The 13,245-nt window shown below is 60.0% G+C and carries 16 protein-coding genes; 10 read left to right on the forward strand and 6 right to left on the reverse strand.

Annotated features, from left to right (window positions below):
• The first annotated feature begins 52 nt into the window (after positions 1–52).
• From FFR93_RS30975 to FFR93_RS31010, 8 genes are all read left to right on the forward strand, one after another.
• Positions 53–1,705 carry a GMC family oxidoreductase gene (locus tag FFR93_RS30975; protein WP_138395999.1) on the forward strand — a complete coding sequence of 551 codons (1,653 nt, stop codon included), beginning with the start codon at positions 53–55 and terminating at the stop codon, positions 1,703–1,705.
• A gap of 217 nt (positions 1,706–1,922) precedes the next feature.
• Positions 1,923–2,132 (forward strand): hypothetical protein, encoded by a 210-nt coding sequence (locus tag FFR93_RS30980; protein WP_138396000.1) that lies wholly within the window; start codon positions 1,923–1,925, stop codon positions 2,130–2,132.
• Positions 2,129–4,642 (forward strand): Ig domain-containing protein, encoded by a 2,514-nt coding sequence (locus tag FFR93_RS30985; protein ID WP_138396001.1) that lies wholly within the window; start codon positions 2,129–2,131, stop codon positions 4,640–4,642. The genes FFR93_RS30980 and FFR93_RS30985 overlap by 4 nt, the downstream gene beginning before the upstream one ends.
• Complete coding sequence (locus tag FFR93_RS30990) at positions 4,585–5,559, forward strand: autotransporter outer membrane beta-barrel domain-containing protein (protein ID WP_138396002.1); 975 nt, start codon at positions 4,585–4,587, stop codon at positions 5,557–5,559. Before FFR93_RS30985 ends, FFR93_RS30990 begins: the two co-directional genes overlap by 58 nt.
• A gap of 65 nt (positions 5,560–5,624) precedes the next feature.
• A complete protein-coding gene (locus FFR93_RS30995; RefSeq protein WP_246661384.1) occupies positions 5,625–6,197 on the forward strand; it encodes a tail fiber protein in 573 nt (190 codons plus the stop codon).
• A gap of 36 nt (positions 6,198–6,233) precedes the next feature.
• Positions 6,234–6,761, forward strand: a complete 528-nt coding sequence (locus FFR93_RS31000) for a tail fiber protein (protein WP_064709324.1) — start codon at positions 6,234–6,236, stop codon at positions 6,759–6,761.
• 28 nt (positions 6,762–6,789) lie between these two features.
• Positions 6,790–7,323 carry a tail fiber protein gene (locus FFR93_RS31005; RefSeq protein WP_064695086.1) on the forward strand — a complete coding sequence of 178 codons (534 nt, stop codon included), beginning with the start codon at positions 6,790–6,792 and terminating at the stop codon, positions 7,321–7,323.
• The gene (locus FFR93_RS31010; protein ID WP_138396003.1) at positions 7,250–7,894 is read left to right on the forward strand and encodes an N-acetyltransferase; all 645 of its coding nucleotides are present in this window, start codon (positions 7,250–7,252) and stop codon (positions 7,892–7,894) included. The genes FFR93_RS31005 and FFR93_RS31010 overlap by 74 nt, the downstream gene beginning before the upstream one ends.
• Here the strand turns inward: FFR93_RS31010 and FFR93_RS31015 are convergent.
• The gene (locus tag FFR93_RS31015) at positions 7,887–8,180 is read right to left on the reverse strand and encodes a hypothetical protein (RefSeq protein ID WP_138396004.1); all 294 of its coding nucleotides are present in this window, start codon (positions 8,178–8,180) and stop codon (positions 7,887–7,889) included. The genes FFR93_RS31010 and FFR93_RS31015 overlap by 8 nt on opposite strands.
• 220 nt (positions 8,181–8,400) lie before the next feature.
• On the opposite strand from FFR93_RS31015, the gene ppk2 reads away from it, so the two are divergent.
• The gene (ppk2, locus tag FFR93_RS31020; protein WP_064709327.1) at positions 8,401–9,315 is read left to right on the forward strand and encodes a polyphosphate kinase 2; all 915 of its coding nucleotides are present in this window, start codon (positions 8,401–8,403) and stop codon (positions 9,313–9,315) included.
• Positions 9,316–9,389: 74 nt separating this feature from the next.
• Here the strand turns inward: ppk2 and FFR93_RS31025 are convergent, their stop codons facing one another.
• Entirely contained in the window at positions 9,390–10,265 is an 876-nt protein-coding gene (locus FFR93_RS31025) for an aldo/keto reductase family oxidoreductase (RefSeq protein WP_138396005.1), read from the reverse strand.
• Positions 10,266–10,362: 97 nt separating this feature from the next.
• Between FFR93_RS31025 and FFR93_RS31030 the strand changes: the two genes are divergently transcribed.
• The gene (locus FFR93_RS31030; protein ID WP_138396006.1) at positions 10,363–11,274 is read left to right on the forward strand and encodes a LysR family transcriptional regulator; all 912 of its coding nucleotides are present in this window, start codon (positions 10,363–10,365) and stop codon (positions 11,272–11,274) included.
• Between the two features lie 28 nt (positions 11,275–11,302).
• On the opposite strand, the gene FFR93_RS31035 is transcribed toward FFR93_RS31030, so the two are convergent.
• From FFR93_RS31035 to rpsU, 4 genes are all read right to left on the reverse strand, one after another.
• On the reverse strand, positions 11,303–11,782 hold the full coding sequence (locus FFR93_RS31035) for a pyridoxamine 5'-phosphate oxidase family protein (RefSeq protein ID WP_064709330.1): 480 nt from the start codon (positions 11,780–11,782) through the stop codon (positions 11,303–11,305).
• 61 nt (positions 11,783–11,843) lie between these two features.
• Entirely contained in the window at positions 11,844–12,413 is a 570-nt protein-coding gene (locus tag FFR93_RS31040) for an alpha-ketoglutarate-dependent dioxygenase AlkB (RefSeq protein WP_064709331.1), read from the reverse strand.
• 20 nt (positions 12,414–12,433) lie between these two features.
• Positions 12,434–12,628 carry a hypothetical protein gene (locus FFR93_RS31045; RefSeq protein WP_064709332.1) on the reverse strand — a complete coding sequence of 65 codons (195 nt, stop codon included), beginning with the start codon at positions 12,626–12,628 and terminating at the stop codon, positions 12,434–12,436.
• A gap of 44 nt (positions 12,629–12,672) precedes the next feature.
• Positions 12,673–12,906, reverse strand: coding sequence for a 30S ribosomal protein S21 (gene rpsU / locus FFR93_RS31050; protein WP_011427834.1), 234 nt, complete (start codon positions 12,904–12,906; stop codon positions 12,673–12,675).
• Positions 12,907–13,245: the final 339 nt, after the last annotated feature.

Below are 13,245 nucleotides of genomic sequence, written 5' to 3' on the forward strand. Positions count from 1 at the left end.
ATGCGCTTTGCGCGGCTTTGAGGAATTGCTCCAGGACAGGATTTAAGAAGACATGTCTGAGATCGTTTATGATGCGCTGGTGATCGGCTCCGGCGCGGCGGGTTCCTTTGCGGTTAAAGAGCTGACGGCCCAAGGCCTGTCTGTGCTGCTGCTTGAGGCCGGGCCGGCCGTCGGGCCAGGAGATTTCGACCCGGCGCGCAAGAAGGCGCCGGCAAGCAGCATCAATATCTGGGAGCGTGCACGCGCCACCCTCAAGGGCCAGCCGATCCAGGCGCGGGCGGCCTTCTTTACCGAGCGTTTCAGCCACTTCTTCGTCAACGATCGCAAGAATCCCTATACGACGCCGAAGGACGAGCCCTTTCTCTGGATCCGTGGCCGCCAGGGCGGCGGCCGCCTGCACAGTTTCGGCCGCGTGCTGCTGCGCTGGACCGACGATGATTTCAAGATCCGGTCGCGGACCGGAAAGGGAGTGGACTGGCCGGTCTCCTATGACGAGCTCACGCCCTTCTACGACGAAGTGGAGGCTTATCTTGGGCTCTACGGCAACAAGGACGATGTGCCGGCCTTGCCGGACGGCATCTATGCGAAGCCAGCAAGCCTGACGCCCGCCGAGCAGATATTCAAGCAGGCTGTTGAAAGCCGCTGGCCGGACCGGCACGTCGTCTCCTGGCGCTATATCGCGCCGGACGCCGAACGCATACCGCGACCGTTGCGGGAAGCAACGGCGAGCGGGCGGCTGACGGTCCTCTATGACGCGATCGTGCGCCGCATCACCACCGACGAAAAAACCGGCCGCGCCACCGGCGCGGAATTCATCGACCGCAATACGGGGAAGGTTTCGACGGCGCGTGCCGCGACGGTCGTGCTCTCCGCCTCGCCGATAGAGAGCGTGCGCCTGCTGCTGAATTCAGCATCGGCAAGACATCCCGGGGGGCTCGGAAACAGCTCGGGGGCGCTCGGGCGCTATTTCATGGATCAGCTTCCTTGCCTCGCCTTCGGTTCCTTTTCCAAGGCGAAGGGTTGGGCCGTTGACGATTCCGCTCCTGTCGATCCCTTCTACAACCCGTCGGGTGGTATCTTCATCCCCCGCTTCGGCGAGGGTGACGCCGCCCGCGGCGATTTCAATTATCAGGGCAGCATCGGCAGGGCACCGGTCTCAGGCGAGACAGATGCCCGTCTCGCCTTCTTCGGCTTCGGCCGGATGCTGCCCTATGCCGACAACCGCATCACCCTCGACGTCAAGCGAAAGGATGCCTGGAACATTCCGGTGCCGCATATCCGCTGCGTCATGCAGGAGGAGGAGCAGAGGCTGCTTCGCCGGCAGGAGGAGACGCTGATCACCATGATCAGGGAGGTCGGTGGCGAGCTGGAATTCATCGGCTCTCCCGAGGGCCTCAAGGAGATGGGCAGGGGCGCCTTTCCCGACGCCGATGCCTTCAGCCGCTTCATGTTCCGCAAATGGTTCCGCAAGACCATGTGCATGGGCGCGGCAATCCATGAAACCGGCGGCGCGCGCATGGGCGAAAGCCCGGAAGCTTCCGTGCTCAATTCCTACAACCAGCTCTGGGATGCCCCGAATGTCATCGTCACTGACGCCAGCGCCTTTCCGGGCAGCGGCATCGCGGGCACGACGCTCACCGTCATGGCGCTGACGCTCCGCGCCTGCCGCAACCTTGTCGATGGCTACCGGAAGGGACTGCTCTAGACGCACTTTCGCTTATGGCGCCTGCACGGGCGAGGGCGGCTTAGCTTTTTCGCATAGGCCGTGTGACGCCGGGTTCAGGCAGGGCTGGGGAACGCGACCTCACCAGGCATCCTGCTCAAATCAACTGTGTCTTTTGACCGGCGCCGCTCTGGACGGTGCCGCGAGCTTCAGCGCCCTTGCGGAGGACTCGGATCCTCTCTGGAACACGCAATCCGCGATGTTGCTTATCTACAACAATAAATTGAAAATCATTTCTGATCAACCGAAATCGCGTGATTTACGGCGGCAGAAAATTGCCTTTCAAGATGCTTCCACTACTACTGTAAATGCGTGGGCCGGCGTCAGCTACAATGCAGGCGGGCAAGCGCAAGCGCAGCCTCCTGTTGTTTGCAGTGGAGTGCGCTCGGTCTTCGGGTTGGGCAAATGACAAGTGACGAACAGCTGGACATCGGACTTTCCGGAAGAGAATCCTCGCCTGGAAACGTGAGCGGCATCTCACAAAACGACCTGATCAGAACCCGGCCGCGCTACAGGATGCGGAAGGCGAAGCAGGCCTTTAAAACAGATAGAAGATCAATTGCTGCCGGCACGCTCGCTTGCAAGCTGCTGTTGAAGCTAGCGCTGCTCGTTACTCTTTTCTGTTCTGGTTTATCGCTGGCAAGCCCGGGTGTGGCTTATGCTGCTTGTACCGTCTTCAACTTCCCTGATGCGAACACGACGCCATCGACAAGTCCGATGGCCTCCGGCGGGTCGATTGATGTCAACATCGGCACTCAGTGCGATCCCGTTGGCCTCAATCCCCTCAACGACCCAAGTGCAACCTCTCCGCAGCATGGCTCGATAACGAACTACAATGCCGCCGCGGGGACGTTTACGTATACAAACAATGGCGACGGAGCCACCAGCGACAACTTCATCCTGGTCGATGCCAGCGCCAATCCTTTCACGATCAATATTGCGATTGCGGCAAGTGTGGCGCCACCGGTTGCCGGGCCGGCCAGCGCAACAGTCAGCCATGGAAGCAGTTCGAATCCGATTACGTTGAATCTGTCGGGGGGAGCGGCCACATCTGTGGCTGTCGGCACGCAGGCGGCTCACGGCACAGCCTCGGCAAGCGGCACGTCGATCACCTATACGCCGACGGCAAGCTATGCCGGCCCGGACAGTTTCACCTATACCGCGACCAATGCCGGCGGTACTTCCGCGCCGGCAACGGTAACGATAACCGTCAGCCCGCCGACGATCTCGCTCAGCCCAGCGACATTGCCATCCGGCGCAACCGGGGCGGCCTATGGCCAGATCGTCACGGCCTCCGGCGGCACGGCCCCCTACTCCTATGCGATCACCGCCGGCGCTCTTCCGCCCGGTTTGAGCCTGTCGGCCGCGACGGGCGCGCTCGCCGGTACACCGACGGCGGGAGGTGCATTCAACTTCACTATCAGCGTGACCGACAGCTCGACGGGGGTTGGACCGTTCACCAGTTCGAGGCCCTACAGCATAACCGTTGCTGCACCGACGATCGCGATCAACCCTTCCTCTTTGCCGGCCGCGACCACCGGAACCGCCTATAACCAGACCATCACCGCCTCGGGCGGAACAAGCCCCTACAGCTATGCGGTGACGGCAGGCACGCTTCCGTCCGGCCTGACCCTGTCATCGAGTGGGGTTCTCTCCGGCACTCCGACGGTATCGGGCACATTCAACATCACGATCACCGCGACGGACAGTTCGAGCGGCACGGGACCCTTTACCGGCTCCAGGGCCTATACCCTGACAACCAACATCCAGCCTCCGGTCGCGGGTGGCGTTACGGCAACCGTTGCCGCCAACTCGTCGAACAATCCCATCACGCTCAATATCACGGGCGGAGCGGCGAGCTCGGTTGCGATCGCAACCGGAGCCGCCAATGGGACGGCGATCGCATCGGGAACGTCCATCACCTATACACCGACGTCAGGCTACAGCGGATCCGACAGCTTCACCTATACCGCAACCAATGGCTCCGGTACCTCGGCGCCGGCAACGGTCACCATCACAGTCAGTCCGCCGACGTTGGCATTCTCGCCGCCGAGCGGCGCCCTACCGAATGGTGCAGTCGGCATCGCCTACAGCCAGACAGTTACTGCTTCGGGTGGTGCCAGCCCTTACAGCTACGGCGTTACCGGCTCGCTGCCGGCCGGGCTGACGCTCAATCCGTCGACGGGGGCGATCACCGGCACGCCGACGACGCCAGGCAATTATGGTTTCTCCATCACGGCCACCGATGCCAACAGCGCCGCCACGTCGGCCGCCTATACGATCACAATTCCAGTGCCCACGAGTTTTGTCTTCTCGCCGGCCGATGGTGCGCTGCCCGAGGCCATGGCGGGCGAAGCCTATAGTCAGCAAATCTCGGCGACCGGCGGGGTCGGCACGAAGATCTACAGTCTGGCCTCCGGCAGTTTGCCGAACGGGCTGGTTCTGAACATCTCGACCGGACAGCTAACCGGCCCACTGGCGACCGGCACGGAAGGCGATTACAGCTTCACGATCGAGGTCCGCGACGGCAACGGCGCAACTGGAATAGCCTCCTATTCGCTGAAGGTGAAGACCCGCTCCGTCACTGTCCAGGACATGGTCGTCGACGTGCCGGCCGGTTCGACGCCTCCCGACGTCTACCTCAATCGCGGCGCAACCGGCGGTCCGTTCACCGCTGCGGCCCTCGCATTCGTAGAGCCCGCCAATGCGGCCACCGCGACGATCATCCGGGGTCAGCTGGCCCAGGCCGGCCCGGCGACCCCGGCCGGCTGGTATCTGCACCTTACGTTGAACCCAGCCTATTCCGGCCAGGTCCGCGTCGGCTACAGGCTCGTCAGCGCGCTCACTATGACGCCGGCAAGGTGGCCGATGATATCGACAAGCTCGTACATGACTTCGTGGAATCCCGACAGAACATGATCGCCAACACGATCAAGGTTCCGGGACTCCTGCAGCGCCGGCGGATGCAGGAGGCGACCGATCCGATCACCGCGCGCATGATGCCTTCCGAAGAAGGGATGACGTTCGGCTTCGCCACCAGCCTGTCGCAGATTCGCGCAGCCGGTGGTGATGCGGATACGGCCTCGGCACCCTTCAACGTCTGGATCGACGGCGCCTTCCTGGCCCATAACGACAGGAATAGGGACGACGGCGCCGGTGAGTGGGGCAGCTTTGCCATGATCAATATGGGAGCGGATTATCTGCTCTCTGACAAGGCGTTGATCGGGCTGTCCTTCCACTATGACCGCATGACCGATCCGACCGATCAGGATGCCGAGCTGACGGGCAATGGCTGGCTTGCGGGACCCTATGCCTCGCTGGAGATCGGCAGGGGCGTATTCTGGAACGGTAGCCTGCGCTACGGCGGTTCCGGCAACACCATTGACACGGAGTTCTGGGACGGTGATTTCGAGACGACGCGGTGGATGGCCGATACGTCAATCGAAGGACAGTGGAATCTCGACGATGAAACCACGATCGCGCCAAAACTGCGGGCGATCTACTTCTCGGAAAAGGTCGACGATTATACCGTCAAGAACAGTTCCGGCGATGCCATCATCATCGACGGCTTCAACGACGACCAGTTCCGGGTCAGCCTGGGTGCCGAAATCGCCCGGTCCTTCCTGCTGGAGAGCGGCGCGAAGCTCACTCCGAAGCTCGGCCTTACCGGCGGCTTCTCCGGACTGGACGGGTCAGGTGCCTTCGCTTCTCTTACCGCCGGGCTGACGATGCAGACCGCGAACTTCTGGATGCTCGACACAAGTCTGCTCTTCGACGTCGAGGGCGACGGGGAGCAATCCGTTGGCGCCAGGGTCGCTGCGTCAAAGAAGTTTTGAAGTTGCCTCAATTTGCTGCACTTAAGATAGCAAATTGCTCTTGCGTTTAGCGCAATGATTGAGTGATGATGCTCTTCAATATCGTTGGTATATTCAGGGGTATGGGTATGTCGGAATTCTTTCTCGGCCAGATCATGCTCACAGGGTTTCCGTTCGCGCCCAGAGGCTTTGCCCTGTGCGACGGCCAGTTCCTCAGCGTGAACCAGAACCAGGCCTTGTTCTCACTCTTGGGCACGCATTACGGTGGTGATGGGCAGACGACATTCGCCTTGCCCAATATGCAGAGCCGTACGCCGGTGGGATTTGGATCATCCTACGATCCCACATGGCAGCCTTCGCCCTATGGGATTGGCGCAACCGGCGGCGCCGAAAGTGTGACTTTGCTGCAGCAACAATTGCCTCAGCACATTCACCTGGCGACAGGAACCACGAGCAGCGGCACCGTGCGAAATCCGAGCGATGCGCTCTACGGAACCAACAGCGCCGAAATTTACGGCGCTTCCAGTGGTGATCAGGTCACGCTGTCGAGCCAGACTGTGATCCCCGCCGGTAATGGCCAGCCCCATGAGAATAGGCAGCCCTATGACGTGATCAGCTTTTGCATTGCACTGTCGGGGATTTTTCCGTCCTCCAATTGAACAGCGCTTGTCAACCCATTGCTTGGAGGATCAATCATGAGCACTCCCTTCGTCGGAGAAATCCGGTTATTTGGCTTTTCCCGAGTGCCCAGCGGGTGGTTGCCCTGCAACAATTCCCTACAACCCATTTCCGAATATGAGAACCTGTTCACGCTCATCGGGACGACGTATGGCGGCGATGGAGAGACAACGTTTGCGACCCCCAATCTTTGCGGGCGCGTACCGGTGCATCAGGGCAGCGGGCCGAACTTGTCGACCTATGTGATCGGTCAATTCGCCGGTAGCGAGAACGTCACGCTTCTGCCCACACAAATGCCAGCACACACGCATCCGTATCTTGCCACCACCGGACTGGCGGAAGCGACATTGGTAAGCTCGTCCGAACTCGCCGCGCTGAGCGGCGACACGATGTATGCCACCGATATCAGCGGCGCCACTCCGATCACAGCATCACAGGCGGCAATACAGGCAACCGGATCGACGGTCATGCATGACAATACGATGCCGACATTGACGGTGCAGTATTGCATCGCATGGGCCGGTATCTTTCCCTCATCCCCATGAGCCCGCTTCATCCATCAAGGACATTGCCATGACAGAACCTTATCTCGGCGAGATCCAACTGTTCGGTTTCGATTTTGCTCCCCGCGGCTGGGCATCGTGCAACGGTACATTGCTCCCCATCCAGCAGAACTCCGAACTTTTTTCCCTGCTCGGCACCCAATATGGCGGCAATGGCAAGAGCACGTTCCAGTTGCCTAACTTTGCCAACCGGGCAGGCTGCAACCAAGGTCAAGGCGTAGGTCTGACGCCGCGCACCATCGGCAACAGCTTCGGCAGCAACTTCATAACGCTGACGCAGGCGGAGATGCCGGCACACACGCATTCCTTGACTATCTATAATCAAGGCGATGCATCCAAGCGCGCCGCCTCGCCCAGTGAAGGCAATGCCCTGAGCCTGCCGAATTCGAGCAGTCCGTTTCTTCCCGATGCCCAGCCGAATACCCAATTTGCCCCGAACGTCATCGGCATTGCAGGCGGGAGCCAGCCGCATGAAAACCGTCAGCCTTTTCTTGCCGTCAACTTCTGCATCGCGCTGGTCGGCGTTTATCCATCCTTCGATTGATGATCGACCCGCTACCGGAGTTTCCTGCGCGAACGAGCATCATCGGCTTTGTGTTCCGGCCTGTATCCTGCGTCCGGCAAAGCAGGACGATCTCCCCTTTCTACGTCAGCTTTACCATTCGTTCCGGAGCGATGAACTGGCTCGGATCCCGTGGTCGCAAGAAGACAAGCAGGCATTCCTCGACCAGCAATTTAATCTTCAACATCGCTACTACGTCGCCGCATTCCCGCAAGCGGACTTCTTGATCATCGAGAAGGACGGCACCTCCATCGGCCGCCTCTACATCGATTTCGACGCTCATATCTGGCATATTGTCGATATCGGCTTCCTCCCCGAATGTCGTAATCTGGGTCTGGGCTCCGGGACACTGAAAGCCATTCAACATGCGGCAGTGACAAGGGAAATCCCGGGAATCGCACTGCATGTCGATCGAAACAACACGCGCGCATACGACCTTTATATGGCCTTGGGATTCGTGGTGATTAAAACGACCGTTACCCACATTCGTATGGAATGGCGCTCGCACCGGCTCCTGCCAGAGCCGGCGGATGAGCCGTCAGGCGTTAATTGAAGACGGCCTGATAGATGATCCCGTCTTTGTCCCTGGCGACCGGTACAAGGAAAATATCGAGAATCCCAAGTGTGGCGCTACGCAGCCTGTAAATCTGTTGTGGCAACAGCACCTTTGACGCACTGCGAAACAGCAATGAAAACGGCGCTCTCACCATCCCTGCGAAGCCCCGCTCGGGCAAGGGCCGTGCCTCGGTCAGCGTAAAAACAAGGCATCCTGTCCCCATATCGACTTCGAAGCCTTCCCCGACACAGCGGGCGAAATGATCCAGCGTTACGATCGCCATCCGGACCCCACTTCCTTTCTCCCTCTGCTTGCAGATACTTGCGCTTCATTCCATGGTTGAAGTTTATCAAGAGATTGGAGTGACGCAAGCAACTCTCTCCAGCAAGCCGATGCGTTAGCGCCAAATCGGGAGTCCGCTGTTCCAGCTCTCGGTCGGCCGAACCGTCACACAAACTTCGCAGTGACATGCTCCTGTCAAAAAAAGCAAAAGGGAAAAGACCATGTCTCAAAAAGATCAGGACCAGCTCAGCCGGATAAAGGCCGAAATCGCCGACAGCTTCGATGAGGAGCTGGAAATGCAGATGGAAGAAGACCGGCTGGGCGATCTGGTCGTCGAAGGAATGACGGAACCGGCGGAGCAGACGCTCGACCGAAAGATTTACTTCCGCGAGCTGTTCCGGCTGCAGCATGAGCTGGTGCGGCTGCAGGATTGGGTTCAGTACAAGAAGCTCAAGGTCGTCGTGCTTTTCGAAGGCCGGGATTCGGCCGGCAAGGGCGGCGCGATCAAGCGCGTGACCCAAAGGCTCAACCCGCGCGTCTGCCGGACGGTGGCACTGCCCGCTCCGACCGAACGGGAACGCCATCAATGGTATTTCCAGCGTTATGTTCCGCATCTTCCCACCGCCGGCGAGATCGTGCTCTTCGACCGCAGTTGGTACAACCGCGCCGGCGTCGAGCGCGTGATGGGGTTCTGCACCCCTGACGAACTCGAGGAGTTTTTCCGCTCGGTGCCCGAATTCGAACGGATGCTCGTCCGGTCCGGGATCGTGCTGATCAAATACTGGTTCTCGATCACCGACGAGGAACAGGAATTCCGCTTCAAGATGCGCATCCACGATCCGCTGAAGCAGTGGAAGCTTTCGCCGATGGATATGGAAAGCCGCATCCACTGGGAAGAATATACCAAGGCCAAGGAAGAAATGCTAGCGCGCACACACACCAGGGAAGCGCCCTGGTGGGTGGTGCAGGCCGTCGACAAGAAACGGGCGCGGCTGAACTGCATCGCCCATCTTCTTGATCAGATTCCCTATGAGGATGTGCCGAAGCCTGAAATTCAGCTGCCGGATCGTATCCGCCATGCCGATTACATCAGGGCGCCGGTTCCGGCCGAAATGCTTGTACCGGAGCGCTATTGAAAGCATAGCCGCGACGTCCCGCAAGATCGGCGGCGCGAGAACCGCTGCGTAGCGACCTGAACCACGGGCGACCGTCAGGCGGCCATATCGGCCATTCGGTTCAGCTCCTCAACAGCATCATCCGGCAGCACCAACCGGGCAGCGGCGAGATTCTCCCTGAGATGGCCGAGCGAGGACGTGCCGGGGATCAGCAGGATATTGGGTGCACGCTGCAGCAGCCAGGCGAGCGCTACCTGCATCGGCGTCGCACCGAGACGCGCGGCGACATTGGAGAGCGTGGACGACTGCAGCGGCGTAAACCCACCGAGCGGGAAGAACGGCACATAGGCAGTGCTTTGACCGGCAAGATCGTCGATCAGTCCGTCGTCGGTCCGATGCGCCAGATTATAGTGGTTCTGCACGCAGACGATCTCGGTGATCCCACGGCCTTCGATAACCTGTTTCGATGTGGCGTTGCTCAAGCCCACGTGACGGACCAGGCCTTGCCGCTGGAGATCAGCGAGAACCGTCAGGGGTGCTTCTATCGAGCCCTCGGCCGGGCTATGCAGGTCAAATGCGATCCGGAGGTTGACGACATCAAGCACGTCCCAGCCGAGGTTACGAAGATTGTCGTGGACCGCCTGCGTCAGTTCCTGGCGCGAGAAGGCCGGAATCCAGGATCCGTCCGCGCCGCGCCGCGCGCCGACCTTCGTGACGATCACGAGATCGTCGCGATAGGGATGGAGCGCTTCACGGATGATTTGGTTGGTCACATGCGGACCGTAGAAATCGCTGGTATCGATATGATTCACGCCGCTTGCGACCGCCTCGCGCAACACCGCCAGGGCGGCGCCATGATCCCTGGGCGGTCCGAATACACCGAGCCCGGCGAGTTGCATGGCGCCGTAGCCAAGCCGCCTCACCTTGCGGTCGCCGATAGTGAATGTGCCGGACTGATCTATGATGGACATGATCTCGCTCCCTTCAAGAGATGGGATCGAAATTACTCCTTGGCGGCGCGTGTGATAATTGAGTACAATGCGCACAGGCTGTGCGGAGTGGCGAACAGTGAAAGCAGACCTGAGTGACCTCAACGCCTTTGTCGCGGTGGCGCGGGCAGGTGGTTTTCGCGAGGCAGCGCGTGCCAGTGGCAGCAGCGCCTCCTTCTTGAGCGAAGCGGTCCGTCGCTTGGAGGCCAAACTTGAGGTTAGGCTTCTAAATCGCACGACGCGCAGCGTCGTTGCGACCGAAGCGGGAAAGGGTTTGCTTGAGCGGCTCGGCCCCGCTTTGACGGAGGTGGAGGCCGCGCTCGACGTGGTCAACCGTTTTCGCGACAGGCCGGCTGGTTCGCTGCGGCTCAATGTCCCGGTCAGTGCTGCGCGGCTGGTGCTGCCCGCTGTCGTCCCGCCATTCCTTGCCGCCTATCCCGATATCCGCCTGGAAATCGTTGCCGAGGAGAGCTTTGTCGACGTGCTCGCTGCCGGATGTGATGCCGGCATCCGTTATGACGAGCGGCTGGAACAGGATATGATTGCGATTCCAATCGGTCCGCGCCACCAGCGCTTCGCCACTGCGGCGTCGTCTGCTTATCTCGACCGCCGCGGGCGGCCGCAACATCCGAGTGAACTCCTCGGCCATTCCTGCTTGCTGGGCCGTTTTGCCAGCGGCGCGCTGACGACCCCATGGGAATATGAGCGGGACGGCGAGGTGGTGCGAGTCGAACCCACCGGCCCATTGATCGTCACGGTTGGTGGTGCAACCGATCTTGCCGTCGACGCGGCGATAGCGGATAGAGGGATCATCTGCATTTTCGAAGATTGGCTGCGTCCGCATTTCGACAGCGGTGCCCTCGAACCGGTCCTAGAGCCGTGGTGGCAGCGCTTTTCCGGGCCGTTCCTCTATTATCCCGGCCGGCGACTGGTGCCTGCGCCGCTGAGGGCATTCATCGATTTCATCAAGGCGTCGGCCAACCGATCCTGATATCCAATCCTGGTTGAGCGCCTATTCGTCAGAGCGTGACCTCGGCATTGTCGCCCATATCCGGTTTGCTGTTCGTAACCGCTGCGGCCGCCATTTTGATATAGCTGATGATGGTGCCGGGGCTGTCCCAATATTCGGCCGAGGTCGGGCTAACCTTGAGGATGCGGATGGAGGGATCGTCGGGGTTGTCCCACCATGCCTTTGCCGGTGTTGCCCACAATTCACGGATCTTTTCGCGATCGTTCTGCACTTCGGCCGTCCCTGACACGGAAACATATTTCTGTGCCTTCGTGTCGGCAAAGGCCAGGCAGACGCTCGGCCAGCGGGCGACCTCGTCGTCCTTGTGGCTACCGAGATCCGTTAGAAAATAGACCGCGTTTTCAAGTTGCGCGCTATAGGCGGACATCGGTCGGGCGCGCAGGTTGTCGCCATTTCGGGTCGTCAACATGCAAAACCCTATTCTGTCGATTAACTCCCATACCCGTGTCGCATCATCCTGCTCGACCATCGTTATCTCCATTTGTGCGAAAGACGGAGTAACCATCTGTTAGAGCCGATGTTCCCGTAGTTTACGCGGCCAATTCCCGGAAGGTGATCGAATAACGCAGTTGATCGACAGGCGGGATGGAATGCTCCCAGAGCGTTCTTGAGGCGCCGGCCATAAGATAGGCGGAGCCGGGTTCAAGCACCAGCGATCGCCGCAGCCATTTGTCGCCGTCCCGGCGCCTCAGCCTGAAGGTGCAGGACGAAAGCAGGGAGATGCCGACGACTCGGCCGAACACGAATTTATCCTTGTGCCAGCCGATTGGAGCGCCGGGCGAATATTCCGTCACGAGAGCATGTTCGAACGCCTCGGGCACGATATCCGCGAAGCGTGCTGCGACCTCGCGAATGGGGAGCAGCAAAGACGGTATTTCCTCTGCTCTTCTCATGCGCTGACTGTCGAAGTCGTATTTCCAGCCGAAGGAGACCGTCCTGCGTTTGCCTTCGAACCCGTGGAAATCGAAGGCTTTGAACGGCAGGGCCGGTATCGCTTTGAGAACCGAGCGCTGCAGATCGACGGGCACAATATCCTGGGAATATCGGAAACCCTCAGGAAAATCGTCATCGGCCACACCAAAGAGATCCTTTTGTACCATCGTGGCCACTGCTCATGTCCTCAATGCACGCTCGGGGTTTCCATAACAATCGCGAAGTCTTCTGCGACCAATTCGCTGACTGCTATGAGGATTTCCTCCCGCGAAAAGCCCGATGTCAGTGCGCGCTGGATCAGGTCCTGCAAATCCGGCTCGACCACATCGCGGCAATCCTCGAGGCGGTCCTCCGAAACGGTGAGGCTAATCAGTTCGTCCATTGTCTATCCTTTCGGGAATTGTAATCGCTGAGACCGGGTAGATTCTAACGCGCGGCGGTCCGCTTGCGCCCGACCAGCAGCCCTTCGCGCTGCATCTTCTTGCGGGCAGCCTTTCGCTGCCGGCTGATTGCCTGCGCTTTTTCCCGGACGCGGCGTTCGGACGGTTTCTCATAGGCGCGCCGTTCCTTCATTTCGCGGAACAGCCCTTCGCGCTGCATTTTCTTCTTCAAGGCCCTGAGGGCCTGATCGACGTTGTTGTCTCTGACGAGTACCTGCATATCGAGTCTCCTTGTTGGGATTATGATCGTTTCTCAGCCGAACTGTGCAGCGATCGGCGCCTACATTCGCGGCGGCAAAGAGGCAGGGGAAATGCCGTTCAGGCTCCCGCAGTTTAGGACAGCATGCCGCGCTTGCGCCGGCCGACCTGCCGCAATCGCAGTCGCTGTGTTTCGTGGTTCAAAAGAAATCCTCTGCCGGCCGCAGCCGTGATCATCGCTTGTTCTTGGGATTGCCCATAGTGCGCCGGCTGGCACACACCGCCGATCCTTGGCGTTCGCGGACGAGTCGGCACCACTCCGGTGTCCGATGGGATCAAGGTCGACCTTAGATAGGTGCGG

The sequence above is a fragment of the Rhizobium sp. MHM7A genome, from assembly GCF_005862215.1.
Classification (GTDB): Bacteria; Pseudomonadota; Alphaproteobacteria; order Rhizobiales; family Rhizobiaceae; genus Rhizobium; species Rhizobium bangladeshense.

Bases quoted from the DNA above. Each gene is read 5' to 3' on its own strand.
- FFR93_RS30975 (WP_138395999.1), top strand. From the start codon at position 53: ATGTCTGAGATCGTTTATGATGCGCTGGTGATCGGCTCCGGCGCGGCG.
- FFR93_RS30980 (WP_138396000.1), top strand. From the start codon at position 1,923: ATGTTGCTTATCTACAACAATAAATTGAAAATCATTTCTGATCAACCG.
- FFR93_RS30985 (WP_138396001.1), top strand. From the start codon at position 2,129: ATGACAAGTGACGAACAGCTGGACATCGGACTTTCCGGAAGAGAATCC.
- FFR93_RS30995 (WP_246661384.1), top strand. From the start codon at position 5,625: ATGATGCTCTTCAATATCGTTGGTATATTCAGGGGTATGGGTATGTCG.
- FFR93_RS31000 (WP_064709324.1), top strand. From the start codon at position 6,234: ATGAGCACTCCCTTCGTCGGAGAAATCCGGTTATTTGGCTTTTCCCGA.
- FFR93_RS31005 (WP_064695086.1), top strand. From the start codon at position 6,790: ATGACAGAACCTTATCTCGGCGAGATCCAACTGTTCGGTTTCGATTTT.
- FFR93_RS31010 (WP_138396003.1), top strand. From the start codon at position 7,250: ATGAAAACCGTCAGCCTTTTCTTGCCGTCAACTTCTGCATCGCGCTGG.
- FFR93_RS31015 (WP_138396004.1), bottom strand. From the start codon at position 8,180: ATGGCGATCGTAACGCTGGATCATTTCGCCCGCTGTGTCGGGGAAGGC.
- ppk2 (WP_064709327.1), top strand. From the start codon at position 8,401: ATGTCTCAAAAAGATCAGGACCAGCTCAGCCGGATAAAGGCCGAAATC.
- FFR93_RS31025 (WP_138396005.1), bottom strand. From the start codon at position 10,265: ATGTCCATCATAGATCAGTCCGGCACATTCACTATCGGCGACCGCAAG.
- FFR93_RS31035 (WP_064709330.1), bottom strand. From the start codon at position 11,782: ATGGTCGAGCAGGATGATGCGACACGGGTATGGGAGTTAATCGACAGA.
- FFR93_RS31040 (WP_064709331.1), bottom strand. From the start codon at position 12,413: ATGGTACAAAAGGATCTCTTTGGTGTGGCCGATGACGATTTTCCTGAG.
- FFR93_RS31045 (WP_064709332.1), bottom strand. From the start codon at position 12,628: ATGGACGAACTGATTAGCCTCACCGTTTCGGAGGACCGCCTCGAGGAT.
- rpsU (WP_011427834.1), bottom strand. From the start codon at position 12,906: ATGCAGGTACTCGTCAGAGACAACAACGTCGATCAGGCCCTCAGGGCC.